Genomic DNA, 25,578 nt, shown 5'->3' with positions numbered 1-25,578 from the left:
CGAAGCCCTCAGTCCCGGCGTCCGACCAAATCACGAATTGCAAGGGGCGCCATCGTCAGGATCGGCTTGATCCAGCCCGACAGCCCCGGCCGGTTCACGACCATGCCTTCCAACGCGCCAGAACCACGACCGCGAAGGCTGCCAGACCTAGCCACACCAGACAGGCGACACCGTTCAGCACCACGCTCGAATAGAAGAAGGCGTCGCCCTCGGCCCTCAGATGCACGGCGCCATGTTTGCCCGAGACCTGGCCTGTCGTCACCCCTTGCCAGACGATCCAGGCCGTCCAGCCGGCTCCGCCCAGACAGGTCAAAAGACCGAGGACCGCGATGCCTCGACCGAGGACGCCGCGCGCGGGCTTCACGCGATCCGCCCGCCCAGCCCGTTCATCATCTCGACGAAGCCGGGGAAGCTGGTGGCGATCATCCCAGGCTCGTCGACCGAGACCGGCTGTTCGGCGGCCAGGCCCAGGACCAGATGGCTCATGGCGATGCGGTGGTCGTGGGCGGTGTGGACCAGGCCGCCGCCGCGCACCGACTCGCCCTGGCCGGCGCCGGTGACGATGAAGCCTTCCGGCTCCTCCTCGACCTGAATGCCGCAGGCGCGCAGCCCCTCGACCATCAGCGAAATCCGGTCGCTTTCCTTGACCCGCATTTCACCCACGCCGCGCATGACGGTGACGCCGTCCGCAAAGGCCGCCGTCGCCGCCAGGATCGGATATTCGTCGATCATCGAGGCGGCGCGATCCTCGGGCACGACCACGCCCTTCAGGGACGAGTGACGGGCGGTGATGTCGCCGACCTCTTCGCCCCCGGCCTCACGCCGGTTGGTGATGGTCAGGTCGGCGCCCATCTCGATCCAGGTGTCGAACAGGCCGGTGCGAAGCGGGTTCAGCATCACGCCCTCGACCGTGACCTCAGACCCCGGCACGATCAGACCGGCCGCCAGGGGAAACGCCGCCGAGGACGGATCGCCCGGCACGGCGACGAAGGTCCCGGTCAGGGCCTGTCCGCCCTTCAGCGTCACCTTCCAGCCCTCGCCCCTCTCCTCGACGCCCACCTCGGCGCCGAAGGCCCGCAGCATCCGCTCGGTGTGGTCGCGGCTCTTTTCCGGCTCGACCACGGAGGTGACGCCCTCGGCGTTCAGACCCGCCAGCAGGATGGCCGACTTCACCTGGGCCGAGGCCACCGTCTGCACATAGTCGATGGCCTTCAGCGCGCCGCCGGTCAGGGCCACAGGAAGCCGATCCTCGGCCGCCTGCCAGTCGAACGCCGCACCCATGTCCGCCAGGGGTCCCGTGACCCGCTTCATCGGCCGCTTTCTCAGCGAGCCGTCGCCATCGAAGGTCGCCGTTAGCGGATAGCCGGCCGCCGCGCCCATCAGCAGGCGCACCCCGGTCCCGGCGTTGCCGCAGTCGATCATCGAAGCCGGCGTCTTAAAGCCCCCCGCCCCGTCGATCCGCCATCTGCCGTCGCCGGTCCGCTCGACCTTGGCGCCGAAGGCTTCGACCGCGCGGGCGGTGGCCAGGACGTCGTCGCCTTCCAGGAGACCCTCGACCTCAGTCACGCCCGACGCCATTCCGCCCAGGATCATCGACCGGTGCGACATCGACTTGTCGCCCGGTGCGCGGACCTTTCCGGTCAGGGCGGATGCGCGGCGCGAAGTCAGTTGGGACGGCATGATCACCCGCTTCAGGCTGTATTGTGCGAAGGGCCGCGCGGGCGGCGCGAAAGACAGCTTTTGACAGCGGGTCAAAGGGGTGGCAAGGGACCGCCCCGAATTCAACCCGTTGAAAGCATCCAAACGTGGCCAATCCCGAACTGGGCGCCAAACAGGTCTGCCCCAACTGCCAGGCGAAGTTTTACGACCTGAACCGTCGCCCTGCACACTGCCCCAAATGCGGAACCGACTTCGATCCCGAAGAGGCGATGAAGCTGCGCAGCCGCCGCGCCCGTCCCGGCTATCCGTCCGACGATGAGGACACGGAAGATCAGGTCAAGGACAAGAAGGTCGACGGCGACGAGGACGAGGAAGACGACGTCAAGACGCCGGAAATCGACGAGGAAGGCCACGAGCCGATCCTGACCCCGGACGACGAGGACGAAGACTCCCCGGCTGACGCCTCGGAAGAAGCCGGCATGGGCTCGACCGACGGCGACGACGATCTGCTGGCCGACGACGATGACGACTCCGTGCCGTTCATCGAGGACGAAGACGACGACTCGATCGACGACGAGATCGCCAAGCCGTCGCGCGACGACGACTAAATTCTTGGGCCTATCGCGCTTCGCGCGACTTGAAGCCCGACTTGCTGCGGGCTTATCGCGATCTGGCTCAGATTCTTGTTGCACCCGCCGCATTTCCCGTTAGGGAGACGCGGCGGGACAGCAGGCCTTTCACACCTTTCGGTTTGAAAAACCTGCGTATTTTCACCCTTGGGAACGCGGTGAAAATAAATCTCGAAACGGGCTTGATCACAGAAAAAGCCTGACCTAGTTTCCGCCGCCTCGCCGGGGGCCATCGCAAGATGAACCGGGCGATCCAGACCGACAGGTCCGGGGCTTTAGCTCAGTTGGTAGAGCGCTTGCATGGCATGCAAGAGGTCAGCGGTTCGACTCCGCTAAGCTCCACCATCGTCACCTCCGAGCACCGCAAGGTGTTCGGAGGGACGGCCATCCTCCCTCACATTTTCGATCCGCAGAAGTCGCCATTCGGCGCGCGACTAGGCGCGCGTTTCTCGTTCGATGACAGATGCGGCAGGTGGCTCGATCCGAACCTCCCGCCGCGATAGCCGCCGATCAGTTCTCGACTTCGGTCGACCCTTGCCGGAACTCTTCGGCCGGCACGAAGGCCGAGCCTTCTTCATCCAGCACCCAGACGCCGATCAGGGCGGGGTGGTCCGGGGTGACGTCTTCGTCCAGCAGGTCGCCCTCGTAGACGCCGACATTGCTGTAATCGAAATCCAGCAGCAGCTGATCGGCCATGTCGATCATTTCGTCGGCCATGCGCCGTGCATAGCCCACCGCCTCGTTGGCGTCGGAAAAGTCGTCGGTCAGAGTGTTGACCTCTGCGGCCTCGCTGCCCTGAACGGCGCTGGTGGTGACGATGGTGAATGCGGACATGGTGATCTTTCTTGAGTCTAAGGACCTCACCTAGCCCGTTTGGCCCCGCAACACGTCGAAATTCGGTTGCGCCATCGACGCTATCGATCGGCCCCGCCCCGATCGTTGCGCTTCGTCGCGCGATAGACCTTCTGCAAGCCGCCCAGCCGCCGGCGTTCCGCAGCCTTGGCGATCCGTTCCGCCTTGTCCCCTGCGGCCGCCAGTTCCGACTTCAGCTTCTGGAAATGCGCCCAGCGCGGTCCCTCCAGCGTGCCGTCCGCCAGGGCCGCCTGGACAGCGCACCCCGGCTCGCTCACATGGCCGCAGTTGGTGAAGCGGCACTCCTGCATCAGGTGTTCGATATCGTCGAAGACCGCTTCCACACCCTCTTCGGCGTCGATCAGGCCCACTTCGCGGATGCCGGGCGTGTCGATGATGAGACCGCCGCCGGGCAGCGGGAGCAGCTGGCGGTGGCTGGTGGTATGCCGTCCCTGGTCGTCGGATGCGCGGATCGCCTGGGTCGCCATCCGATCCTCGTTCAGGAAGGCGTTGACCAGGGTGGACTTGCCGACACCCGACGAGCCGATCAGGACACAGGTCTCGCCCGGCTTCACCTGAAGACGCAGCGCCTCCAGACCGACGCCTTCGCGCGCCGAGACGGTCAGGACCAGGGTCTGCGCCTCCAGCGCCGCCACCTGAGCGGCCTCGGCTTGGGGGTCGGCGCTGAGATCTGACTTCGTCAGAACAAGAACAGGCCGCGCTCCGCTGTCCATCGCGGCAGCCAGGAAACGCTGTATCCGGCGCGGATTCAGATCCGCATTCATCGAGGTGACGACGAAGGCCACGTCGATATTGGCCGCCAGGATCTGGGTTCGACGCACGCTGTCGGCCGCCCGTCTCACGAAGGCCGTATGGCGAGGCAGGACGGCGTGGATGGTGGCGGCGCCGTCCTGAGGGTTCGGCGCCAGCGCCACCCAGTCGCCCACCGCAGGGGGCCCAGTCTCCTGGGCTTCGTGCCGCAGTCGGCCGGACGCCTTGGCCTGAAGCTCGCCCGCATCCGTGACGACCAGATAGCCGTTGCGATGCTGGAGGATGACGCGGCCCGGCGTGTGACCGGCATGGGCATGCGGCGCAAACGCCGTCGCCCAGACCTCGGACCATCCATACTGTTCAATCAAGTCAACGGCATCCCTGTCGCTCGCGCTCCTCAGCCGGCTTGTGCTGAACACTGTCCCAAAGCCTTGCCAGTCGGCGGGGCCGCGAACAAGCATGCTCGCCGTCCCAGCGCCTCGGGAACGAAATGTCGATCGGCGGCGCTCCGCTATCGAGACGATGTTCAGCGAGGAAAGACAGCGATGAGCGAGATCAAGGAAGGCATGGAAGTCATCGGAGCCGACGGCGTGCACGTCGGCGTCGTGGACCGGGTCGAGAGCGACCGGATCAAGCTGACGCGCCGCGAGAACACCAGCGCCCACGCCGATCATCACCACTATATCGAGAACGGCTTCGTGGCCGGCGTCGAGGGCGACAAGGTGCGCCTGTCGGCCAACGCCGATGTCGCCGTCACGCTTGAAGAAGAGGAATCCGGTCGCCCAGTCGATCTCTGACCGAACGGCTACGCGTGCCTAAAGCAGCGTGGCGGCCAGATTGACCGTCAGCGCCAGGATAACGGCGTTGAAGAACCAGGCGATCAGGCTGTGAAACGTCGCTAGGCCGCGCAGCTTGCGGCTGGAGATCTGCACATCGGCCGTCTGGTTCGCCACGCCGATGATCAGGGCGAAGTGCAGAAAATCCCAGTAGTCCGCGTCTTCCTCGCCCGGAAAGATCAGCCCGCCCTGATCGCCCTTGCCGTCGTCACGGGGGGCATAGAATCCGTGGGCGTAATGCAGGGCGAAGATGATGTGCACGTACAGCCACGACACGCCGACGGTGCACACTGAAAAGACCGCCTGCCCGACGGTCGGCTTGCCGTCGCTGGCCACCATGGCGAGGACGAGGACCACGACGCTGGCCACGGCCGCCGCCATGCTGAGCGGCAGGACCATAACGCCCGCCTGATCCAGTTCCGCCGCGCGACGCCGCATCGCCTCCTGAGAACACGCGCGGAAGATCCGCACAAAGGTGGCAACGAGAAAGGTCGCCACGCCCGCGTCCCAGCCGGCCGCCAGTCGCATCGGCCAGCCGAGGCTGGCCGGCGCCAGCGCCGCGACGGCCGCCATGACCAGCAGCCCGAGCCATAGCGACAAATGCAGACGGAACAGGCGCGCGACAGATCCCATGCCTGCGAGATTGCGCATTCCTGGCCGCACGTCCAGCGACCACGCGGCCTGCGGAGAGGCGGCGACCAAAAGTCTTGTCGTCTCATTGAGGGACACGTCTGTCGGCGACGTCATAGAAGTGTCGCTTATCGTTTCGGGGGAAACGCGAATGCTGGTGTCGATCGTGATCGGCGAGGCTCTCTATCTGGCGCATCGCTGTCGGCGGGCCTTGATCGCCTCGCCCGTGGTGCTGGTCGGTCTGTGGGCCGTGATGACCGTCATGCCGCACGGGTCGGTGCACTTGCCGAACTGACGACGCGCCGTCGGCGGTCTTTCCAGGCGCCGGACCGAATCTGGCGTCCCAGGCGTTGTCAGGTGTGAAAGCCACGCCGAGGACGCCCTGACCGACTTCACGCCATCACCCCAACGCATCCGCGTCATCGACCTGGAGACGGCCGGATCCGGCCCTCAGGACGTCTGCGAGATCGGCTGGCAGGACGTGGTGCGTGACGGGGCCGGCCCATGGCGTCTGGATGCGACGCGCGGTGCCCGTTTCGTAAATCCCGGTCGGCCGATTTCGCCCGACACCATGGCGATCCACCACATTCTGGACGAGTGGGTTCAAGACGCCCGCTATTGGAAGGCCGTCGCCCCGCCCATCCTTCGTCCCGAGGCGGGCGTGATCGCCCTGGCGGCTCACCGCGCCAGCTTCGAGCAGCGGTATTGCACCCCTGCCCTGTCAGGCGGCGCAAAGTGGATCTGCACCTGGAAATGCGCCCTGCGGCTGTGGCCCGACCTGCCGCGCTTCTCCAACCAGATGCTGCGCTATCTGCGCCGGCCCGAGGGATTGGTGCACGAGTTGGGCCTGCCGGCGCATCGCGCCCTGCCCGACGCCTATGTTACCGCCCACCATCTGCGCGACATGCTGAACCAAACGACCGTCGAGCAGCTTCTGGCCTGGAGCCGCGAACCGGGACTGCTGCCTCGCGTGCCCGCCGGCCCTGAACGCGGCAAGGCGTGGAGCGCGGTGGATGCCGACCGGCTTCAGGTCATGGCGTCGGGACGCGACATCGACATCGCCTTCACCGCCGCGACCGAGCTTCGCCGCCGCGGCCTGACGACGGACACGGCCGTCCGGACGTCGGATCAGGGACGGCTGCTCTAGCGCGCGAACGCCAGCCAGGGGCTGATGGCGACTGATCTGAAAAGAAAAGGAAATGGTGGACGCGACAGGGATTGAACCTGTGACCCCCTCGATGTCAACGAGGTGCTCTCCCGCTGAGCTACGCATCCGCCGTAGGGCTCCGAAAAACGTCTTCGGAGCGGGAAGAGCGGTCGTATAGCGGCGAGGCCGGTCGGCATCAAGCCGATTTAACGGCAAGAATGCGATTTCTCGCCAAACGCCGCTCGGCCCAGTCGCAGCGAAGGTTCAGGCGGCGACCATCCGCTCGACCTCATTGACCAGATCACGCAGGTGGACGGGTTTTGACAACACCTTGGCGTCCGGCGTGGCCTGGGCGGCGGTCAGGGCCACGGCGGCGAAGCCGGTGATAAACATGATGCGCAGGCCGGGTTGGCGGGCGGCGGCGACGCGGGCGACCTCGATCCCGTCGGCGCCCGGCATGACGATGTCGGTCAGCAGCAGGTCGTAGGGACCGTGTTCCAACGCGTCGATCGCGTCGTCGCCGTTCTCGCAGTCGATGACCTGGTGGCCTGCCCGCTCCAGCGCGCGCGTCAGAAATCCGCGCAACGAACCGTCGTCTTCGGCCAGGAGAATACGCGCCATTCGAGAAACACCCTTGAAACAGACCGCAAACCTAGAGCCGGAACGGTAAACCGCCGATGAAATTCGCCGATCAGCCGACTTCCTTCCACAGCGAAACGCGCTAAGCGGGAGCATGACCGACGGCGGCGACAGCTTTTCGATCACCGCCCCGGCGGCGGACGCGCCCGCGACGGCGCTGGTGTTCGCCTCGCCCCACTCCGGCGACCTGTATCCCGACGACATGGGCGCCGCGCCGGGCCTGTCGCGCGCCAGCCTGAAGAGCGCCGAGGACGCCTTGGTCGGGAGTTTGGTCGCAGAGGGACCGCGCAGGGGGGCCGCGCTGATCGAAGGCCGGATCGGCCGGGCCTATGTCGATCTGAACCGCGATCCGTCCGAGCTGGACCCGGCCCTGATCGCGGATCTGGAGGGGCCGGTCGGGGCCAAGACGGCCGCCGGTTATGGCGTGATTCCCCGATTGGCCGGCGACGGCACGCCGCTCTATGCGCGCCGGCTGACTCTGGCGGAGGCCACGCACCGCATCGCCGGGGTCCACGCCCCCTATCACCAGGCGCTGGAAGAACGGATGCAGGCGACGCGCGCGAGGCACGGACGCGCCGTGCTGATCGACTGGCATTCGATGCCGGCGCGCGCCGTCGGGGCCGAGGTCGTGCTGGGCGATCGTTACGGCTCGGCCTGCAGTGCGCGGCTCAGCCGGCGTTTGCGTGAGTTGTTCGAGGGCTTGGGCTGGCGCGTGGCGCAGAACCATCCCTACGCCGGCGGCTGGTCCACCCAGCGCTGGGGACGGCCGGACGAGGGCTACGAGGCCATCCAGATCGAGCTGAGCCGCAAACTGTATTTTGATGAGACGACGCTGGCCCCTAACGCAACCTACGCCAAGACGCAAAAGGCGCTGTCCCGCGTGATCGCCACCTTGTGCGCAGATGCGTGGTCGGCCTGACTGATCGCTGATCAGATCAAAAAAAAGCCGCACCCGAGGGTGCGGCATTAAAAGTCTATAGGGAGGAAACGCCCAGGAAGGGCAAGACGCCCGGAGGCGTCAGAGGTCAACTTAGGTTGCGATGCACAATGGGTCAAGACCCATGCGCGCCTGCACGGTCACGCCTTGTTACGCAAATATGGCCATCCATGCGTGAAAGTGAGGTGGATTCGCCTCGATACGGCGATGCGGCATCTCGCAAGTGCGAGATGTTTGGAAGTGCGCAGGCTGGATAACGCCCTAAGCTGACGACGCCGTAATCTGCATGCCCGCAATTGGCCGCAAAGCGGATCGCCAATATCCGCTCAAGCTTCAGCGGAGATCTCCCATGCGCCCGTCTCGCCTGTCCTGCGCCGCCGCGGTTTCGGCCGTCGCCCTGGCCTTTGCCGTTCCGGTCTTGGCTCAGGACGCCCCGCCTCCAAACAACGCGGAAATGGCCGCCATCTTCGCCGCCGACCAGGCCGTACGGCAGACCCTGACGCCGGACTTTTTCAAAGACCGCGCCCGCGTCACGGAAATGCTCGCCGCCGACGCCGAACGCCGCGTCCAGACCCGCGCCCTGCTGGACGCCGGCGCGCTCCAGACCGGCGAGGACTACCGGGCCGCCGCCTTCGTCTTCCAGCACGGCTCCACGCCCGAGGATTATCTGCTGGCCCATAGCCTGGCCGTCGCCGCCGTGGCCAAGGGCTCGCCCGAAGGCGCATGGATCGCCGCCGCGACGCTGGATCGCTATCTGCAGATGACCGAAAAGCCGCAGATCTACGGCACCCAGACCCGCAAGATCCGCGACGCCCCGGCCACACTCGATCCCTACGACCGCGCCCTGATCCCCGACAGCCTGCGCGCCGTCTTCGGCGTCCCGCCCCAGTCGGAGCAGGACGCGCGTCTCGCGGCCGTCAACGCCGCGGCGGAGGCCGCGGCGTCCAAGCCCTGATCGCTCAGTTCGCGGCCGGCTTCGGCGGGGCGTTCTTCACATACTGGTCCAGCCAGCGGGTCATCTCCCACAGGGTGTGGCCCACCGATTCCCGCGCGCGGTATCCATGCGCCTCCAGCGGCAGGGTGACGTAACGCGCCGTCGCCCCCAGCCCCTTCAACGCCGCATAGAAGCGCTCGGACTGCACCGGGAAGGTGCCCGAGTTGTCGTCCGCCTCACCGTGGATCAGCAGGATCGGCTCGTTAAGCTTGTTCGCATAGGTGAAGGGCGACATCTCGGTATAGACCTCGGTCGCCTCCCAGTAGTTGCGCTGCTCGGACTGGAAGCCGAACGGCGTCAGGGTGCGGTTATAGGCCCCCGACCGCGCGATCCCGGTCCGGAACAGATCGCTGTGCGCCAAGAGGTTCGCCGTCATGAAGGCCCCGTAGCTGTGCCCGCCGACGGCGATCCGGTCGCGGTCCGCCACGCCCATGCCGACCACGGCGTCGACCGCGGCCTTCGCATCAGCGACCAGCTGCTCGACATAGGTGTCGTTCGGCTCGGCCCCATCCTTGCCGATGATGGGCATGGAGGGGTTGTCGAAGATCGCATAGCCCTGGGTCAGCAGGAACAGATGGCTGGACCCGCCCGGCCGCACGAAGCGGTTCTGCACGTCCACCGTCTGGCCCGCCACCGCCGCATCGGTGAACTCGGCGGGATAGGCCCACATCAGCATCGGCAGCGGCCCGTCGCGGTCCTTGTCGTAACCGGCCGGCAGATACAGCGTCCCCGACAGCTTGACCCCGTCGGCCCGCTCATAGGTCACCAGTTGCCGCGTCGCCTCGGCCAGCTGCGGCGCCGGATCGGGGAAGTTGGTCAGCCGCGTCGTCTGGCCCGTAGTCAGATCGCGGATCTGCAGGTTGGGCGGATCCAGCCGCGTCTCGCGCTGCGTCACCACCCGCTTGCCGTCCGCATCCAGGAAGCCGACCACGGCCTCGTAGTCCGTATTGGCCGAGGTCCACAGCCGTTCGCTGCGTCCCGTCGCCGGGTCCATGGCGGCAAGGAACGGGAACTCGCCCTGCGGCGTGGCCCCGGCGCCCGACATCAGGATGCGCCCCTGCGGATCGAAGCGGATCACCGAACGGCCCTGCGCATTCGGCTGGGTCACCGGCTGGCCCGGATTGTCATAGCGCGCCTGATAGTTCCGCTCCAGCAGCACCCGGCCCTCGCCAGGGTTCGACGGATCGACCACTAAGCGCGTTTCGTGCCGGGTGTTGAACCAGCGGCTATTGACGATGGCCAGGTCGTCCCGGCCCCAGACGACGCCGCCATACCGTTCCTTCAGGTCGATCAGTTTGACGGGCTCGCTCGTGAACGGCGCGGCCTGCATGAAGACCCGGTCCCGGAACTCGGCTTGCTTGCGGATGTCGCCGCCGTCCAGCGCCTCGACCCAGGTCAGGGTCGCCGGCGCATCGGCCCGCCATTCGACCGCGCGCGGCCCGGGCGCCACGGCGTCGAAGGCGGTCGGCACATCGTCCCTCAGCGGCAGGTCGGCGACCGTGCGCACCACGCGGCCGTTCAGATCCGTCACCACGATCTCGGTCGGGAACAGGTCGTCCGGCACCGCATAGGAATAGGGCCGCTTGGCGATCTCATGCAGGATGTATTTGCCGTCCGGCGACACTGCGGCGTCCAGATAGACCGCCGGCGCCCCGATCGTCCGTGCACGGCCGTTCAGTGGAACCAGCGTCAGCTGGCTGGTGAAATAATGGTCGAAAAGGGCCTCGTCGCCGGGGTTCGACAACAGGTCCTGATAGGTCCGCACCGGCGCGACCCGCCCGGCCGTCTCCTCGATGTTGGGCCCCGTCGGCGCCGCCGTCACGTCCGGCGCCGGACCGCGTCCCGCCGGCACCGCCTCGACCAGCAGGCCCGAACTGTCGGGCAGCCACTCATACCCCGTCCCGCCGGTCATATTGACCACCGGATCGGTCAGCTTCCTCGCCCGCGCCGAGGCCACGTCCACCACCCACAGCTCCAGCCCCGTCGGCCGGTCCAGCACGAAGGCCAGCGACTTGGCGTCCGGCGAGAACCGCGGCGCCGTGAACCGCGCGCCGCTGGGCAGGGCCACGACGCGAGGCTGCCCCCCATCCACCGCCTGCAGGCTCAGACCCGTCAGCCACGCCACCCGGCTTTCGGCCGCGCCATTGTTCCTCGGATTGATCCGCGTCCCCGCCAGCCGCAGCATCGGCTCGGCCAGGGCCTTGATGCTGGGCAGGTTGGACCGATCCATCAGCACCAGCGTCCGCCGATCCGGGCTCAGCATCGACGACGGCGTCGGCTTGGCGTCTAGGATGTCCGCGATCGGCGCCGGCGGCTGCTGATAGACCATCGGTCCCGCAGCCGGCCCCGCGTTCTGCCCCCCCGCGTTTTGGGCTAACGCCCCACCCGCCACGCCGCTCAGCAGCACCGCCGCCAGAACCAACCCAACCCCACGTCCACGCATCATCATAGTCTGAAGTCCCCACAAATCCCGAACCCCAGACGTAACCCCGCCCGCACACCGGCGCCAACCCGTTTTGGGTCAGGCAGTCATTAGGTCGCTGGCGGGATCAAACGACGATTTCCCCGAACGCCGGTTCGATCCCGCGCGTCGTCTCCAACCGCAGAACATAGGCGCCGGGCCTGAGCATCATGGTCCCCCGCGCCTGGCCCGCCTCCAGCAGAAAGTGATCTGCCGGGATAACCATGCCTTCCTGGATATGCAGCGCTTGCAATAAGGCCTGACCTTCAAAAGCTGGGATCGAGACTTCGACCGCCTTTCGCAGGGGGTCAGCCGCCAGCCAGCCCGGCCTTCCAGCCACGCGATCCAGTCTCGGATGAAAGACGCTCAGGTCTACTCGACCTTCGAAATCGCTGTTGGCGAAGGCGATCCCGTTGCGCGACACAACGATAGGCGCGGTCGGCTGGAAGCGCTTCAAGACAGCGGCGACATGCGGCGCGTCCGCTTGCGGCCGCGTTGCAGGCCAGTTCCACGACTGCTCGATGGTAAGGGGATCGATGCCGGTCAGCGCCTTCAGCCGGGCGGCGAACCACAGGCCGCCGCGCCCTTCAAGCTCCATGGCATGACTGTAGCCGCACAAGACGAAGATCCGCGCATCCGGTCGGCCCTTCAGCACCGCCTCGACCAGATTGTCGGCCTGCGCCGCTTCTCGCGCTGCTATCTGCTCATCACCTGACGCCGTCGCCGGCGGCCTTTGGTCCCACCGCCATTCGTAGTCCGCGAAAGTGTAACCGAGCGCCGCCGCCTCCCTCACGGCCTCCGCATAAACCGGATCGGCGATGTAGTATCCGAAACCGGAATGCAACGGATCTCCCCGCCTGTATCTGCGTATGCTAGGGGCCGCCTCTTGCTGAGGCTGGAGGAAGGTCTCGGCGGCGAAGGTGTCGAAACCCAGCGGTCTCAACGCCCGCATGATTCGCGTCGCAAAACCGCGATGGCCCGATATGTTGTGAGCCTCGTTGAGTATGACGATCTGCCTAACTCTCGCGGCTTCGACGATGGCGGACAGCGCATCGCGGCTCTCGGCGTCCGACAGGTCTGGCAACTCGGCGTCGGCCGGCCGATCCTCTTCATCGACGCCGATCGCCGTCGCCTCATCGCCAAGGAAGGCGGCATACTGCGCCAGAAAGCCTCCGGCCGCCGGACGGCCTGCAGCCGCCTGCGCCTTCAGCTCGAGATACTGCGGCAGATACCGCCCTTCGACCATGAACTGCTGCTCGGCGCTCAATGGCGTCTGCGACCCTGCGGGTCGCGAAGTCAGCGCAGCCGTTGCAACGGCCGCCAGCGCTAGTCCTCGTCGTGTCAGCATCCGCCCCTCCATCCGCCGCAAATCACAGGTTGTGCTTGGCGGAAGTATGGCGAGCTGTCGCTGCATCGAACGTTTGCGTGTGAACGGCGCCTCTTTCGGCCTTGTCGCGCATCGACCCGATTTCGACTGCCACAAGAAAATCGTAGCGGCCTGCAGCGTCTTCGCAGTTTCCGCTCCAGACGCCTTTGCCCAGGAACGACAGGCATGTCCGTTCGGCGCCATTTCATGTCTCCAAATCTCGATCGTCTCACCGCCCAGGAACAGGACCTGCCGCGCCTTCTGGCTCAGGGTCACACCGCCAAGACCATCGCCAATCTGACGGGCCTGTCGGTCAATAGCGTCAACGAAAGGCTCCGATCGGCACGGCGCAAAACCGGCGCGGTCAGCAGCCGCGAACTGGCGCGCCGTCTCGCCGATCACGCTCCACAGCCGCCACAAGAAATTAGGCCCAAACTATTCGGTGTTGGCCGCCAGACTCCCTGGCGCCACTGGTCGGGCTCGGATCGAGCAGCGACCGGCAAGGTCAGTTTGTGGAAAACAGCGATGGCGTTCGGAGTAATCTTTGCGGCCGCATTGGCGGGCCTCGTCACCACCAGGTTTGAATATCCGGCTGTCTCATCCTCTGGAGCCACATCACCGCTAGGGCCGGCCGCGCATAGCTCTGGAGGGGAGGAATGGAGAGGATTCTTTAGCCCCAACGTTCCGGCCGTCGCCTTCCTGGTTCCCAATCCGTCCAAACCGTACAGTGCGACCCCGCAGGTCATGCTAGTCTGCGAAAGGCTATCCATGACCGCCATCGTGCGGGGATTTTCACCCCGCGATGCATGGCCCCAACCTGAAATGGACCTGCGGGTCGGCGACGTGGTGGTCAGAACAGGCTCGCCCCGGGTGAAAGGCGAGGCTGACGATCCCGCCCTTGAATACGCATTTTCGATCGCAGACGAGATTCTGGAGCCCTTGGCACAGGGCGCACCCATCGCCTTCACCTTTGGTGGCCAGACCATTTCAGCGCCGACAGTTTCCGAACCCTGGCGCAGCCGTTTCGTGAAGGCGTGCGGTGATCTGGTGCATCCCGGCATGCGCCGACGCGGCGCCGTCAGCGCCCGCGTCTATTGAGCGTTGAGCAGAGCCTCGACCTGATCGCGCTCCGGCGCTGAGGGCTGCGCGCCCGGGCGGGTCGCGGCGAAGGCTCCGGCGGCGCAGGCGAAGCGCAGCGCCTCGGCCGGGTCCATGCCTTCCAGCAAAGCCACCGTGATGGCGGCGACGAAGGCGTCGCCCGCGCCCGTCGCATCGACCGCCTCGACGGCCGGCGGGGTCGCCCAGGCCATTTCGACGCCGCGCTGATACATGGCCGCGCCCCGGGCGCCCTTGGTCACCACCACCCGTCCCCCGCCCCGGTGCAGGCCGTCGCCATAGAAGGCCGCCTCGGTCTCGTTGACGACGATCAGGTCGGCGCGGCGCAGCAGCAGTTCCGACACCGGCGCGGCGGGCGCCAGATTGGCGCAGACGAAGCCCGTCGCCCGGCCCACCGCCGCCTCCACCGTCTCGATCGGCAGCTCCAGCTGCACGATCAGCGCGCCCTCAATCCGCTGCGGCAGCTGTTCAGGGGTGACCATGTGGTTGGCGCCGGCCGCGACCACGATCTGGTTCTCGCCGGTTGGATCGACGGCGATCAGGGCGACGCCCGTCGGGGCCGCCACATCCACCTCCACTCCCGCCAGATCGACGCCCAGATCCTCCATCAGGGCCAGGGCCTCGCCGGCCATGGCGTCATTGCCGACCCGCCCGATCAGGCTGGCCTCGGCTCCCAGTTTCTCGGCCGCCAGCGCCTGATTGGCGCCCTTGCCGCCGGGATGCCGCGCCAGGGTCGCCCCGGTCACCGTCTCGCCCGGCGCCGGCAGTTGGGGCGCGGTGGCGACCAGATCCAGATTGATCGAGCCGACGACGGTGATCCTCATGCGGCGGCCTCCAGCGCCTGAGCCTTCAGCTTGGCGACGATCAGATCGAACACCCCTTGCGCATCCGCCGAGACCGCCCAGCGATGCCGCGCCGTCGCCGGATCGATCCGGAACTCGACCGCCGTATGCCCGCGCGTCAGGTCCGAACCCGTCTCCACCTCGATCCGGCAGGGCTTCGTCTCGAACAGGTCGGGCTTGATCAGCCAGGCGATAGGACACGGGTCATGCAACGGGGCTGCGTCCCATCCCACGATCTCGCGCTCCACCCGCTGCGAGAACCGCAGCGTTGACGCCGCGGCCCGCGCGGCCTCGCTTTCGATGGCTTCTATCGCCACGATCCGGGCCTCGGTCGCGCGCACCTGATGGGTCGCGTCCAGGCCGAAGGCGACCACCTGACATCCCGATCCGAACACCACCGCCGCCGCATCCGGATCGGCCCAGATGTTGAACTCGGCCGATGCTGTGACATTGCCGCCTTCCGACCGCGCCCCGCCCATAACGACCACTGGCCCCAGCCGTTCGGCCAGCCGCCGATCACGCCGCATCGCCAGCGCCAGATTGGTCATCGGCCCCAGGACGGCGATGGCGACCGAGCCTTCAGGCCGGCTCATCACCAGATCGACGATGGCGTTGGCGGCCGGCCCGTCGCCGACGATCCCTGTCGGTTCGAACGGCTCCAGATCGCCCAGACCCTCGACGCCGTGAAACTCGCCCGCGCCCGCCGGCGGCCGTTTCAGCGGCCGCTCGGCCCCGCCGAACACCGGCACCTCCTCGCGCCCGGCGATCTGGCGGATCATGCGCGCATTGCGCTGAGTTTTGGCGCCGGGGACATTGCCACCGACCGTGGTGACGGCCAGCAACTCCAGCTCGGGCGCGGCGAAGGCCAGAAACAGCGCCACGGCGTCGTCCACGCCGGGGTCGCAATCGATGATCAGGGACTGAATAGACACCCTCGTCGTTTGAAGGCCTGAACGCCGGTGAGCAAGCCCGTTTCGGTGGTGCATACTGAGCAGATTGAGGGAAACGCGGTTGAATCCACGCCTTCACCCCTTGTCCCCTTCGCGCTAAGTCAGCCGCATGACTTTCGCTCCCCTCCCCGACGCCGGCGCCAACTGGGTCGATCGGCATGCGCCGGAGGGGCTGAAGCCGTGGTTGAAGCTGGGGCGGTTCGACCGGCCCATCGGCATCTGGCTGCTGCTGCTGCCTGGGTGGCAGGGGATCACGCTGGCCTTGGCGCAGTATCGGCAAAGCCCCGGCTTTTATGATCTGTGGCTGTTCGTCGGTTTTGCCATCGGCGCCTGTCTGATGCGAGCGGCGGGGTGCGCCTTCAACGACATCGTCGATCGGGATTTCGACGCCCAGGTCGCCCGCACCGCCCAGAGACCCATTCCGTCCGGCCGCATCTCGGTCAAACAGGCCTGGGCGTTCGTCGTCGCGTGCAGCCTGATCAGCCTTTTGGTCCTGCTCACCTTGCCGACCGTCGCCATCGGGCTGGGCGTTGGGTCGCTGGGCCTGGTCGCGGCCTATCCGTTTATGAAGCGGATCACCTGGTGGCCCCAGGCCTGGCTGGGCCTGACCTTCAACTGGGGCGCCCTGATGGGGTTCGCCGCCGCCCTGCCCTTGGCGGCGGCCGCCTTGCTGCTGCCCGCCGATCTCGCCGGAGAGTTCCGGCCCTTTCTGTGGTCCCCGGCCAGCGAAAGCGGCCATGCGATCGCCCTGACGTGGCAGGCCTATCTTCCCGCCATCCTGCTGTGGATTGGCGGCGTCTTCTGGACCCTGGGCTACGACACCATCTACGCTCTGCAAGACATCGAGGACGACGCCATGATCGGCGTGAAGTCCTCGGCCCGCCGACTGGCCTCGGCCGTGCGGCCCGGTGTGGCGATCTTCTATGGCCTGACCGTGATCCTGGCCGCCATGACCGGCCTCGCCGCCGGGCTTGGGCCGCTCTTCTGGATCGGCCTGATCGCCTACGCCGCCCATCTGGCGCGTCAGGTCATGCGGCTCGACCGCAACGACGGCGCGCTGGCGCTGAAACTGTTCAAGTCCAATCGCGAGGCCGGCCTGATCCTGCTGGCCGCTATCGCCCTTGGCTCAATCTCCCTGTGATCCCCCCGATGATGGAGTTTCCCATGTCGCGCACCGCCCGCATCCTGCTGTTGTCCGCCGCCGTCGCCGCCACGCTTTCCGCATCTCTGGCCGCCTGCCAGCGCAAGGAAGACAAGGCCCAGGCGCCGGCCGCACAGGCCCCGGCCGCTGCGCCGGCCATGTCGAACACTCCCGTCGGCTATGACAGCAAGACCCCCTATGCCGCCGTCAAACTGACCCTGCCCCAGGCGATCAAGACCACGCCCGCCCTGCACGCCGCCCTCTATGCCGACACGGTGCGCGATCTGAAGCAGTTCGAGGAAGGCGCCCAGGCCGATCTCAGCGAGGCCGGCGGCGGCCCGAACCCCTATGAAAAGACCATCGCCTTCGCGCCCGGCGCCGAGACTGGCAAACTGGTCAGCCTGGCCCGCACCGATTTCGAGTTCACCGGCGGCGCCCATCCCAACACCAGTTTCGACGCCGTGATCTGGGACAAGACGACCAACAAGCGGCTGGGCTTCGCCGACCTGTTCCGGCCGGGCGCCGACCTGTCGGTCCTCGACAAGGCCCTGTGCGCCGCCACCAACGCCGCCAAACAGGCCCGCTCGCCGGGTTCGGAGGCCGCGACGCTGGACGGCAAGATGTGGACCTGCCCCAAGGCCGTCTCGACCCCGTTTGTGCTGACGCCGGGCACGACGCCAGGCAAGGCGGGCGGCGTGACCTTCCTGATGGGGCCCTATCAGATCGGCCCCTATTCGGACGGCCCCTACTGGATCGCCCTGCCGCAGAGCGCGTTGCGCGCCCTGCTCAATCCGGCCTACGCCGACCAGTTCGACGGCGCCCCGGTCAAGGCCGGCGACGTGACGCCGAAGAACGGCTGAACCAATCCTCCCCCGTTTGCGGGGGAGGATCTCCAAGGCTCACTTCGCCAGAAACGCGTCGACCAGCTCGGCGAACCGCTCGGGCTGGTCCGCCATGATGAAATGCCGCGCGCCATCAACGCGGATCAGGGTCACGCCGGGCAAGGCCGCATACTCTCGCGTCCACATCGCATCGGCCACCGCCGCCGGCGCCCCGCCGTCGGCATCGGTGGCGTAAAGCGCCGTCACCGGCGTCGTCATGGTCGCCAGCCCCGGCCGCGCATCGGTGGTCATGACATCTTTCATCGCCGAGGCCATCGCGTGACGGTCGGTCGCCAACGACCAGGCCACGACGCGCGTCTGTTCCGACGGGGTTCGCGACAGGGCCTGCGCCGTCGCCGCCTGCTGGGTGCGGAAGCTCGCCGTGTCCGCCGACAGAATCATGTTGGCCGCCTGATCCGCGAAAGGCTTTGCGCTCTCTGCCGTCGCGGTTGGCCCGAACATGGCGCTGTAGAAGGGCAGCGAGTCGACCGTCATCACCCGCCCGACCATATCCGGCTGCTGCTGCGCCAGCAAAAGTCCGCTCAGACCGCCCATCGAATGGCCGATCACCGCCGGCCGATCCAGCCGCGCCTGACGGATATAGCGCGCCAGTTCATCCACCTCGGGCTGGATGAAGGCGCCGTCGCCGTGCGTCCAGGGTTCGCCGGCGAAACCCGCCAACTGCACCAGATGTACTCTGTGCGACGCCTTCAGCCGATCCGCTGTCGCTCGCCACACTTCACGCGAAGACGCCAGTCCGGGGATCAGGATGACGTCGGGGCCTTGGCCCACCACCTCGACCGACAGCCGGTCGGAGACGAAGGGCGTGGCGGAGGAAGCCACAGGTGGCGCGGTCTGGGCGCGAGCATGATCGCTGGCCACGGCGCAGGCGATCACAACGCCCAGGATGATGGCAAGGCGCGACGGGGCGAAGACGCCCCGGCAAGGGCGAATGACGTTCGACATCACAGTCTCCAATTGTAAGGTTATTCTGACTTTTGGTCAGCCCGCGTGCGGGTTTTCAAAGATCTCTTCGACCGGCCGCTCGAATACGGCGGCGATCCGATAGGCGAGGTCCAGCGACGGATCGTGCCGCTCCGTCTCCAGGGCGATCACCGCCTGACGCGAGACCCCCAGCGCCTGACCCATCTGTTCCTGGGTCCAGCCGCGCTCGACGCGTAGAAGCTTCAGACGGTTCTTCATCGGCTGCTCCGGATGAAGGGCGAAACGACCCCATAAAGCGCCCAGAATACCGGCACGATCAGCCAGGTCTGCATATGCGGCGCGCCGGCGAAACTCTCGCCAAAGCCCCAGAAGGTGGCGACGGCCATGGCCAACCCTGCGGCGACGATGAACTGTTTGGCCGTCACGCCGCGCACGAACTCGTCGCTTTCGCGCATCAGCGCCAGGGTCGCCCAAATCTGCCCGATGACCGGGGCCGACACCGCCGCCGCCAGGACCCAGGCCGCCGGTTTCCCCATCAAATCGTCGAACGCGTCTGTCGTCATCATGGCGATGCAGATCGCGACATAGGGCACGGAGAAGGCCATCGTGCGGACGATGTAGCGTCGATGCGCAGGCGTTCCGGTCTTCCAGGCGGTAAACATGTCGGCTCTCCTTGTGTAAGGACAACCTGACACCGACCCGATGTCATGTCAACCTGACTTTTTGTCAGGCGCGCCCAACATTCTTGCGTTGCTTTTCCAGACGCGCGTCTGGGGCTAGACTCGTCTCATGTCCGCCGCCCCGCGCATCGCCCCGTCGGCCCTGTTCACGCCTCAGGAATGGGCGCCGTATCAGATACGCTCGGCCTGGGTCGGCCCGCTGCTCGTGGCCCACTGCTGGGCCGTGATCGCGCTGGCTGTGATTACGGGCGTCCTGATCCCCTGGCTGATCCCGCTGTGCATAATGATCGTCGGCACGCGTCAGCTGGGTCTGGCCATTCTGATGCACGAAGCGGCGCATGGCGGCCTGTCGAAGTCGAAACGCCTGAACGATTTTCTCGGCCATTGGCTATGCGCCGTGCCGATCGGCGCCAGCCTGAAGGCCTATCGTCCCTATCACCTGACGCATCACCGCTTCGCCCAGCAGGCCGAGGATCCCGATCTGATGCTGTCGGCGCCGTTTCCCATCAGCCCGGCCTCGCTGCGCCGCAAGCTGATCCGCGACCTGACGGGCCAGACCTTCTTCAAGCAGCGGGTCCTGCTGCCGCTAGCCCAAGCGCACGCGCGCTCAAGCAGCCCAAGGGGCGATAGCACAAAAGGAATGAGCGACAGCGCCCATGATTACGAGTCGATCGTGACGGGCCGATCCGTCCTGCCCTTCCTCGCCTTCAACGCGGTCCTGCTGGCGGGCTTCATCGCCGCCGGCGTCTGGTGGGCCTTTTTCGTGTTGTGGCTGCTGCCGATGGCGACGTGGTTTCCGATGGTGACGCGCCTGCGAAACATCGCCGAACACGCCTGCGTCGAGGGTTCGTCGGCCGATCCCTTTCGCGCCGCTCGCACCACCAAGGCCAGCCTGTGGGAACGCGCCTTCATCGCGCCCTACTGGGTCAACTTCCACGCCGAGCACCACCTGTTCATGCATGTGCCCTGCTGGAAGCTGCCGCGCCTGCACCGCGCCATTCGTGCGAAGCCGCAAGCTGAGGCGATGGAGGTCGCACCCGGCTATGCCAGCGTGTTGAAGGCTGTTACGCGCCAGCCGGAATGACCGTCCTCGATCCCGCCGCCTTCATCCGTGACAACACCCGGCTTCAGCCCGTGCCGCACGCGCCCGAGATTTTTTTGTGGCTGGCCGACGAGATCACGCCGATCTGGCGGCTGACGGAAAAAGAGCTCGGCGAAATGGGCGTGCCGCCGCCCTTCTGGGCCTTTGCCTGGGCCGGCGGTCAGGCTCTGAGCCGGTATCTGCTGGATCATCCGCATGAGGTCGTCGGCAAGCGCGTGCTGGACTTCGCCGCCGGTTCGGGTCTGGTCGGCGTGGCGGCGATGAAGGCGGGGGCGACCCATGTCCTGTGCGTCGACATCGATCCCTTCTGCCAAGCCGCCGTCGCCGCCAACGCCGCGGCGAACGGCGTGACGCTGGACTTCACCCAGACCAATCTGCTGGACGCCGACCCGCCGGATGTGGACGTCATCTGCGCGGGCGACATCTGCTACGAGCGCCCGATGACCGACGCCGTTCTGGCCTGGCTGGCCCAGGCCCGCGCCAGAGGCACGCGTGTCCTGATCGGCGATCCGGGACGCACATATTTCCCGCGCACGGGCCTGGATTTTCTGGTCGAATACCGCGTCCCGACCTCGCGCGAACTGGAGGACCAGGAAATCAAGCGGTCCTCCGTCTGGGCGATGCCTTAAGCTGCAGCCTGACCTTCGTGGCGGCCTTCGGCGAACTCCTCGATCATCTTGGCGTTGAAGGCGGGAATGTCGTCGGGGCAGCGGCTGGTCACCAGGCCCTGATCCACCACCACCGCCTCATTGACCACATTGGCCCCGGCGTTCTTCAGGTCCGTGCGCAGGCTTTCGAACGACGTCATCGTGCGCCCCTCGACCACGCCTGCCTCGATCAGCAGCCAGGGCGCGTGACAGATGGCGGCGACCGGCTTGCCGGCGTCGAAGAAGGCCCGAACGAACTTCACCGCGTCCTCGTCCGCCCGCAGCAGGTCCGGGTTCGCCACCCCGCCCGGCAACAGCAGGGCGGAATAGGCCGAGGCGTCCACCGCCGCCACCGCCTTGTCGGCCGTGACCTTGTCGCCCGGCGTCAGATGGTCGAAGCCCTGGAACTCTCCGGCCTTTAGCGACACGATCTCGACCACCGCGCCCGCATCCTTCAGCGCCTTCATCGGTTCATTCAGTTCGACCAGCTCGACGCCATCGGTCGCCAAGATGGCGACGGTCTTGCCGGAAAGGGATTGGGCCATGAGGAATGCTCCGTTCGTAAAGGGGGTTCGGCGCGATGAACCCACGGCGGCTCAAAGGGTTGCGGCTCCGCTTGGCGGCGATGGCGCGCGTCCCCACATCGTGTCCATGCGATCGCTCCTGACCCTGACCGCCCTGTTGGCCGCTGCCGCCACACCGGCGTTGGCCCAGACCTATCCGCAGGCCGGCCGCCCATATGGCGCCTATCCGGGCGGCGTCCCCGCCGCGATCGCCGACCAGCACCGCTACGAGAACGACCGTCTGCGTTCTCAAGCGCAGTCGAACGCGGACCAAGCGCGTCAACAGCAGATCGAAACCCAGCTTCGCCTGCGCGCCATCGAAGGCGCACGCGAACCGACCGTCGCCCAGCCCTTGCCGCCCCGCCCGCTCTACAGCCCCGAGCAGGAGCGGGCCCTGCGCCAGTCCGCCGCCGAACGCCGCCAGCAGACGGCCCAGGGCATGAGCCAGATCGACAACTGGCTGGCCCGTTCGCGATGAAGCGTCCAAACTGACGCATCCCTTCCGTTGCACCCGCGTTCCTGCCTAGCTTAACCAGGATGGGGCGGAGGATAGGGCATGCGCTGGCAGGGTGGACGGACAGGCGGCGGCGTCGAGGATCGACGGGGTCTCGGCGGCGGAGCCATCGCTGGCGGCGGCTTGGGCGTCGGCGTTCTGGCCATTATCGGCTATCTGGTCTTCGGCATCGATCCTTCGACCACGACTCAGCTCGCCAGCCAGTTCGGCGGCGTCGGCGCCGAACAGCAGGGTCAAGTCGGCACGCCGAAAGATCAGGCCGGCCGCTTCGTCGATGTCATCGGCGCCAACATCGATGATGTCTGGTCGCAGAAGCTTGAGGGCTATCAGCGGCCCAATGTCGTCATCTACGAACAGGGCACGCCCACCGGCTGCGGTTATGGTCAGTCGGCCATGGGCCCCTTCTATTGCCCGACCGACAAGACGGTCTATCTGGACCTCGGCTTCTGGCAGGAGATGGAGAACAAGCTCGGGGCTTCCGGCGCCGACTTCGCCCGCGCCTATGTCATCGCCCACGAGTTCGGCCATCACGTCCAGACCCTGACCGGCACCTCCGATCAGGTTCGCCAGGCCCAGCAGCGCGCCTCGGGTCAGGCCGAAGCCAATCAGTATTCCGTCGCGCTGGAGCTTCAAGCCGACTGCTACGCCGGCGTCTGGGCCCGGAACGCCTCAGCCGTTTCGAACGGTCAGGTCGCACTTGAGCCCGGCGACATCGAGGAGGGCATGAAGACCGCCCAGGCCATCGGCGACGACACCCTGCAACGGCGCAGCGGGGGTCGCATCTCGCCCGAGAGCTTCACCCACGGCTCCTCGGCGCAACGGGTCGAATGGCTACAACGCGGCTATCAGTCGGGCGACCCGGCGTCCTGCGACACCTTCAGCGGCGCCTGATCGCCGCGCCCCCTCAGAACGATTGATTGACTGACGATGCACGACCGCGCCGGCACGACCGCACGCCCCGAAGACCTGATCGATCTCGACGCCCTGCTCGGCGCCTATGAGACGACCCGGCCCGACATGGGCGATCCGCAGCAGCGGGTTGTGTTCGGCACCTCGGGCCACCGCGGCTCCAGCTTGGACGGCGCCTTCAACCAGGCCCACATCCTCGCCATCGCCCAGGCGATCGCCGAATACCGCGCAGCCCAGGGCGTCGACGGCCCGCTGTTTCTTGGTCGCGACACACACGGCCTGTCTGAGCCCGCCTTCCGCACGACGCTCGAGGTGCTGATCGCCAACGGGGTCGAGGTGCTGATCGACGCCCGCGACGGCTTCACCCCTACGCCAGCCGTTTCGCACGCCATCCTGACCCACAACCGCACGAATAGCCGGCAGGCGGACGGCGTCCTGATCACGCCTTCGCACAATCCGCCCCGCGACGGCGGCATCAAATACAATCCCCCCTCCGGTGGCCCGGCCGGGGGCGAGGCCACGTCCGCCATCGCCGCCCGCGCCAACCAGCTGATCGAAGGCGGCCTGACCGAGGTCCGTCGCGTCCCCTTCGCCCAAGCGCATGCGGCGGCGGGCCGGTTCGACTACGTGTCCGCATATATCGACGACCTGCCCAACGTGCTGGACCTGGACGCCATCCGCAACGCCGGCGTCCGTATCGGCGCCGATCCGCTAGGCGGCGCGGCCGTTGCCTATTGGGGTGAGATCGCTGAGCGCCACCGACTGAACCTGACAGTCGTCAATGACGCCGTCGATCCGCGTTGGGCCTTCATGCCGCTGGACGCCGACGGCAAGATCCGCATGGACTGCTCCTCGCCCAGCGCGATGGCCGGTCTGATCGGCATGATGAAGGGCGGCTCGGCCTATGACGTCGCCTTCGGCAACGACGCCGACGCGGATCGCCACGGCATTGTCACGCCCGACGCGGGCCTGATGAACCCCAACCATTTCCTGGCCGCCGCCATCGCCTATCTGTTCGCCAACCGAGCCGGCTGGGGCGCGGACGTCGCGGTGGGCAAGACCCTGGTCTCGTCGTCGATGATCGACCGCGTCGTCGCCGGCCTGGGCCGCCGCCTGCTGGAAGTCCCCGTCGGCTTCAAGCATTTCGTGCCCGGCCTGCTGGACGGAACCGTCGGCTTCGGCGGCGAGGAATCGGCCGGCGCCTCCTTCCTGCGCCACGACGGCACGGTCTGGACCACCGACAAGGACGGTCTGCTGCTGTGCCTGCTGGCCGCCGAGATCAAGGCCCGCACCGGCCAGAGCGCCAGCCAGCTCTACGCCGGCCTGACCGACCAGTACGGCGCCCCCGCCTACGCGCGCGTCGACGCCCCGGCCAATCGGTCGGAAAAGGCCCGTCTTTCCGCGCTCAGCCCTCCGGACGTGTCCGCGACCACCCTGGCTGGTCAGCCGATCACCGACATCCTGACGAAAGCCCCCGGCAACGGCGAGGCCATCGGCGGGCTGAAGGTCGTCACCGCCGACGCCTGGTTCGCCGCCCGCCCCTCGGGCACCGAGGACGTCTACAAGATCTACGCCGAATCCTTCCTCGGCCCCGACCATCTGGCGACCGTTCAGGCCGAGGCCAGGGCCGTTGTATCGACGGCTCTGGCGGGCTGATCGCCGACGACGCCTAAACCTCCGACGCGATCTTGCGCAGGGCCTCTTCGAACACCGAGGCCGGCTGGCCGCCCGAGATCAGATATTTGCCCTCGACCACCACGGCCGGGACCGAGGTGATGCCGCGTGCGCGCCACAGGTCTTCGGCCTGGCGCACGGCCTGAGCGTAGCGGCCCGAGGCCAGAACCTCGCCCGCCTCGGCCCGGTCCAGCCCGGCCTTTTCGGCGGCAACGGTCAAAACCCCGGCGTCGGTCAGGTTGCGGTTCTCGGTGAAGTGGGCGGTGAACAGCGCCTGCTTCAGAGCCTTCTGCCTGTCCGGCGCCGTCTCGTGCGCCCAGTGCAGCAGCCGGTGGGCGTCGAAGGTGTTCCAGATGCGGCTGTCGTCGGTCATGCGCATGTCGAAGCCCACCTCGCCTGCCCGCTCGCGGATCATGGCGCGATTGGCGGCGGACTGCTCAGGGCTCGCGCCGTATTTGCGGCCGATGTGTTCGACGATGTTCTCGCCCTCGGGCGCGATCTGAGGGTTCAGCTCGAACGGCTGAAAGGCGATGTCGGCGGCGATCCCCTCGACCTTCAGGGCGTCAAGGGCCGTGTCCAGCCCGCCCAACCCCACCACGCACCACGGGCAGACGACGTCGGAGACGAAGTCGATCTTCAAGGTCTTGAGCGGAGCGTTCATGGCGCGGCCTTCTGGAACAGCGTGTGTTGCAT

General features: G+C 67.0%; 29 protein-coding genes, 2 tRNA genes and 1 pseudogene. 16 read left to right on the top strand and 16 right to left on the bottom strand.

The genetic code is table 11. From position 1 onward, the window contains the following. Positions 1-94 precede the first annotated feature (94 nt). Both ASF31_RS00325 and aroA read right to left on the bottom strand, forming a co-directional pair. Positions 95-364 carry a hypothetical protein gene (locus tag ASF31_RS00325; RefSeq protein WP_055752794.1) on the bottom strand — a complete coding sequence of 90 codons (270 nt, stop codon included), beginning with the start codon at positions 362-364 and terminating at the stop codon, positions 95-97. After that, the gene (gene aroA / locus ASF31_RS00320; RefSeq protein ID WP_369814624.1) at positions 361-1,683 is read right to left on the bottom strand and encodes a 3-phosphoshikimate 1-carboxyvinyltransferase; all 1,323 of its coding nucleotides are present in this window, start codon (positions 1,681-1,683) and stop codon (positions 361-363) included. The genes ASF31_RS00325 and aroA overlap by 4 nt, the downstream gene beginning before the upstream one ends. 122 nt (positions 1,684-1,805) lie before the next feature. Between aroA and ASF31_RS00315 the strand changes: the two genes are divergently transcribed. Together ASF31_RS00315 and ASF31_RS00310 are read left to right on the top strand one after the other, a co-directional pair. After that, complete coding sequence (locus ASF31_RS00315) at positions 1,806-2,267, top strand: TIGR02300 family protein (RefSeq protein ID WP_055752793.1); 462 nt, start codon at positions 1,806-1,808, stop codon at positions 2,265-2,267. A 290-nt stretch (positions 2,268-2,557) separates the two neighbouring features. Continuing rightward, a tRNA-Ala gene (locus tag ASF31_RS00310) sits at positions 2,558-2,633 on the top strand. Between the two features lie 165 nt (positions 2,634-2,798). Here ASF31_RS00310 and ASF31_RS00305 read toward each other — a convergent pair. Further along, a complete protein-coding gene (locus ASF31_RS00305) occupies positions 2,799-3,122 on the bottom strand; it encodes a hypothetical protein (RefSeq protein WP_055752792.1) in 324 nt (107 codons plus the stop codon). A gap of 80 nt (positions 3,123-3,202) precedes the next feature. Continuing rightward, on the bottom strand, positions 3,203-4,279 hold the full coding sequence (gene rsgA, locus ASF31_RS00300; protein ID WP_055752791.1) for a ribosome small subunit-dependent GTPase A: 1,077 nt from the start codon (positions 4,277-4,279) through the stop codon (positions 3,203-3,205). 177 nt (positions 4,280-4,456) lie between these two features. Between rsgA and ASF31_RS00295 the strand changes: the two genes are divergently transcribed. Continuing rightward, the gene (locus ASF31_RS00295; protein ID WP_055752790.1) at positions 4,457-4,708 is read left to right on the top strand and encodes a DUF2171 domain-containing protein; all 252 of its coding nucleotides are present in this window, start codon (positions 4,457-4,459) and stop codon (positions 4,706-4,708) included. A gap of 18 nt (positions 4,709-4,726) precedes the next feature. Here ASF31_RS00295 and ASF31_RS00290 read toward each other — a convergent pair whose 3' ends face one another. Then, positions 4,727-5,380, bottom strand: a complete 654-nt coding sequence (locus tag ASF31_RS00290) for a DUF1345 domain-containing protein (protein ID WP_055753319.1) — start codon at positions 5,378-5,380, stop codon at positions 4,727-4,729. Between the two features lie 148 nt (positions 5,381-5,528). On the opposite strand from ASF31_RS00290, the gene ASF31_RS14350 reads away from it, so the two are divergent. Next, positions 5,529-5,672, top strand: a complete 144-nt coding sequence (locus tag ASF31_RS14350; protein ID WP_153925618.1) for a hypothetical protein — start codon at positions 5,529-5,531, stop codon at positions 5,670-5,672. 189 nt (positions 5,673-5,861) lie between these two features. After that, complete coding sequence (locus ASF31_RS00285) at positions 5,862-6,524, top strand: DNA polymerase III subunit epsilon (RefSeq protein ID WP_235551203.1); 663 nt, start codon at positions 5,862-5,864, stop codon at positions 6,522-6,524. A gap of 53 nt (positions 6,525-6,577) precedes the next feature. On the opposite strand, the gene ASF31_RS00280 is transcribed toward ASF31_RS00285, so the two are convergent. Together ASF31_RS00280 and cpdR are read right to left on the bottom strand one after the other, a co-directional pair. After that, positions 6,578-6,652 (bottom strand) — tRNA-Val (locus ASF31_RS00280). A gap of 136 nt (positions 6,653-6,788) precedes the next feature. Then, positions 6,789-7,145 (bottom strand): cell cycle two-component system response regulator CpdR, encoded by a 357-nt coding sequence (cpdR, locus tag ASF31_RS00275; RefSeq protein ID WP_017506825.1) that lies wholly within the window; start codon positions 7,143-7,145, stop codon positions 6,789-6,791. A gap of 112 nt (positions 7,146-7,257) precedes the next feature. Here cpdR and ASF31_RS00270 point away from each other — a divergent pair, with 112 nt between their 5' ends. Continuing rightward, on the top strand, positions 7,258-8,082 hold the full coding sequence (locus tag ASF31_RS00270; protein WP_055752788.1) for an N-formylglutamate amidohydrolase: 825 nt from the start codon (positions 7,258-7,260) through the stop codon (positions 8,080-8,082). Positions 8,083-8,449: 367 nt separating this feature from the next. Beyond that, complete coding sequence (locus tag ASF31_RS00265; RefSeq protein WP_055752787.1) at positions 8,450-9,055, top strand: DUF6624 domain-containing protein; 606 nt, start codon at positions 8,450-8,452, stop codon at positions 9,053-9,055. A gap of 4 nt (positions 9,056-9,059) precedes the next feature. On the opposite strand, the gene ASF31_RS00260 is transcribed toward ASF31_RS00265, so the two are convergent. Beyond that, entirely contained in the window at positions 9,060-11,543 is a 2,484-nt protein-coding gene (locus ASF31_RS00260; protein ID WP_055752786.1) for a prolyl oligopeptidase family serine peptidase, read from the bottom strand. Positions 11,544-11,643: 100 nt separating this feature from the next. Next, a complete protein-coding gene (locus ASF31_RS00255; protein ID WP_055753318.1) occupies positions 11,644-12,903 on the bottom strand; it encodes a hypothetical protein in 1,260 nt (419 codons plus the stop codon). 204 nt (positions 12,904-13,107) lie between these two features. Between ASF31_RS00255 and ASF31_RS14665 the strand changes: the two are divergent. Together ASF31_RS14665 and ASF31_RS14660 are read left to right on the top strand one after the other, a co-directional pair. Beyond that, a pseudogene (locus tag ASF31_RS14665) lies at positions 13,108-13,248 on the top strand (hypothetical protein); the annotation flags it as partial. 441 nt (positions 13,249-13,689) lie between these two features. Then, complete coding sequence (locus ASF31_RS14660; RefSeq protein WP_235551239.1) at positions 13,690-14,019, top strand: hypothetical protein; 330 nt, start codon at positions 13,690-13,692, stop codon at positions 14,017-14,019. On the opposite strand, the gene ASF31_RS00245 is transcribed toward ASF31_RS14660, so the two are convergent. Next, positions 14,013-14,861, bottom strand: coding sequence for a ribokinase (locus ASF31_RS00245; RefSeq protein ID WP_055752784.1), 849 nt, complete (start codon positions 14,859-14,861; stop codon positions 14,013-14,015). The genes ASF31_RS14660 and ASF31_RS00245 overlap by 7 nt on opposite strands. Further along, positions 14,858-15,811 carry a nucleoside hydrolase gene (locus ASF31_RS00240; protein WP_055752783.1) on the bottom strand — a complete coding sequence of 318 codons (954 nt, stop codon included), beginning with the start codon at positions 15,809-15,811 and terminating at the stop codon, positions 14,858-14,860. Before ASF31_RS00240 ends, ASF31_RS00245 begins: the two co-directional genes overlap by 4 nt. A 127-nt stretch (positions 15,812-15,938) precedes the next feature. On the opposite strand from ASF31_RS00240, the gene ASF31_RS00235 reads away from it, so the two are divergent. Continuing rightward, entirely contained in the window at positions 15,939-16,970 is a 1,032-nt protein-coding gene (locus tag ASF31_RS00235; RefSeq protein ID WP_055752782.1) for a UbiA family prenyltransferase, read from the top strand. Positions 16,971-16,993: 23 nt separating this feature from the next. Further along, on the top strand, positions 16,994-17,830 hold the full coding sequence (locus ASF31_RS00230) for a DUF3298 and DUF4163 domain-containing protein (protein ID WP_055753317.1): 837 nt from the start codon (positions 16,994-16,996) through the stop codon (positions 17,828-17,830). Positions 17,831-17,869: 39 nt separating this feature from the next. Here ASF31_RS00230 and ASF31_RS00225 read toward each other — a convergent pair whose 3' ends face one another. From ASF31_RS00225 to ASF31_RS00215, 3 genes are read right to left on the bottom strand one after another with little or no spacing between them, the layout of a single operon-like run. Further along, positions 17,870-18,817 carry an alpha/beta fold hydrolase gene (locus tag ASF31_RS00225; protein WP_055752781.1) on the bottom strand — a complete coding sequence of 316 codons (948 nt, stop codon included), beginning with the start codon at positions 18,815-18,817 and terminating at the stop codon, positions 17,870-17,872. A gap of 36 nt (positions 18,818-18,853) precedes the next feature. After that, a complete protein-coding gene (locus ASF31_RS00220; RefSeq protein ID WP_039244155.1) occupies positions 18,854-19,054 on the bottom strand; it encodes a helix-turn-helix transcriptional regulator in 201 nt (66 codons plus the stop codon). Then, positions 19,051-19,458, bottom strand: coding sequence for a hypothetical protein (locus tag ASF31_RS00215; protein WP_055752780.1), 408 nt, complete (start codon positions 19,456-19,458; stop codon positions 19,051-19,053). The genes ASF31_RS00220 and ASF31_RS00215 overlap by 4 nt, the downstream gene beginning before the upstream one ends. A gap of 127 nt (positions 19,459-19,585) precedes the next feature. Between ASF31_RS00215 and ASF31_RS00210 the strand changes: the two genes are divergently transcribed. Both ASF31_RS00210 and ASF31_RS00205 read left to right on the top strand, forming a co-directional pair. Beyond that, the gene (locus ASF31_RS00210) at positions 19,586-20,560 is read left to right on the top strand and encodes a fatty acid desaturase family protein (protein WP_055752779.1); all 975 of its coding nucleotides are present in this window, start codon (positions 19,586-19,588) and stop codon (positions 20,558-20,560) included. Then, positions 20,557-21,207 (top strand): methyltransferase, encoded by a 651-nt coding sequence (locus ASF31_RS00205; protein WP_055752778.1) that lies wholly within the window; start codon positions 20,557-20,559, stop codon positions 21,205-21,207. The genes ASF31_RS00210 and ASF31_RS00205 overlap by 4 nt, the downstream gene beginning before the upstream one ends. Here the strand turns inward: ASF31_RS00205 and ASF31_RS00200 are convergent. Continuing rightward, positions 21,204-21,770, bottom strand: a complete 567-nt coding sequence (locus tag ASF31_RS00200; RefSeq protein ID WP_055752777.1) for a type 1 glutamine amidotransferase domain-containing protein — start codon at positions 21,768-21,770, stop codon at positions 21,204-21,206. The two genes, ASF31_RS00205 and ASF31_RS00200, sit on opposite strands and share 4 nt — an antisense overlap. Positions 21,771-21,876: 106 nt before the next feature. On the opposite strand from ASF31_RS00200, the gene ASF31_RS00195 reads away from it, so the two are divergent. The 3 genes from ASF31_RS00195 to pgm all read left to right on the top strand — a co-directional run bounded on the left by ASF31_RS00195 (position 21,877) and on the right by pgm (position 24,867). Next, a complete protein-coding gene (locus ASF31_RS00195) occupies positions 21,877-22,266 on the top strand; it encodes a hypothetical protein (RefSeq protein WP_055752776.1) in 390 nt (129 codons plus the stop codon). Between the two features lie 78 nt (positions 22,267-22,344). After that, on the top strand, positions 22,345-23,193 hold the full coding sequence (locus ASF31_RS00190) for a neutral zinc metallopeptidase (RefSeq protein ID WP_055752775.1): 849 nt from the start codon (positions 22,345-22,347) through the stop codon (positions 23,191-23,193). A gap of 36 nt (positions 23,194-23,229) precedes the next feature. Beyond that, positions 23,230-24,867: a phosphoglucomutase (alpha-D-glucose-1,6-bisphosphate-dependent) gene (pgm, locus tag ASF31_RS00185; RefSeq protein ID WP_055752774.1), complete on the top strand. Its 1,638-nt coding sequence runs from the start codon at positions 23,230-23,232 to the stop codon at positions 24,865-24,867. 13 nt (positions 24,868-24,880) lie between these two features. Here pgm and ASF31_RS00180 read toward each other — a convergent pair whose 3' ends face one another. Beyond that, positions 24,881-25,546, bottom strand: coding sequence for a DsbA family oxidoreductase (locus tag ASF31_RS00180; protein WP_055752773.1), 666 nt, complete (start codon positions 25,544-25,546; stop codon positions 24,881-24,883). Positions 25,547-25,578 lie beyond the last annotated feature (32 nt).

The sequence above is a fragment of the Brevundimonas sp. Leaf280 genome, assembly GCF_001422455.1.
Lineage (GTDB): Bacteria > Pseudomonadota > Alphaproteobacteria > Caulobacterales > Caulobacteraceae > Brevundimonas.
Note: the sequence above shows the minus strand (reverse complement) of the source record. Positions and strands in the feature narration are given on the sequence as shown.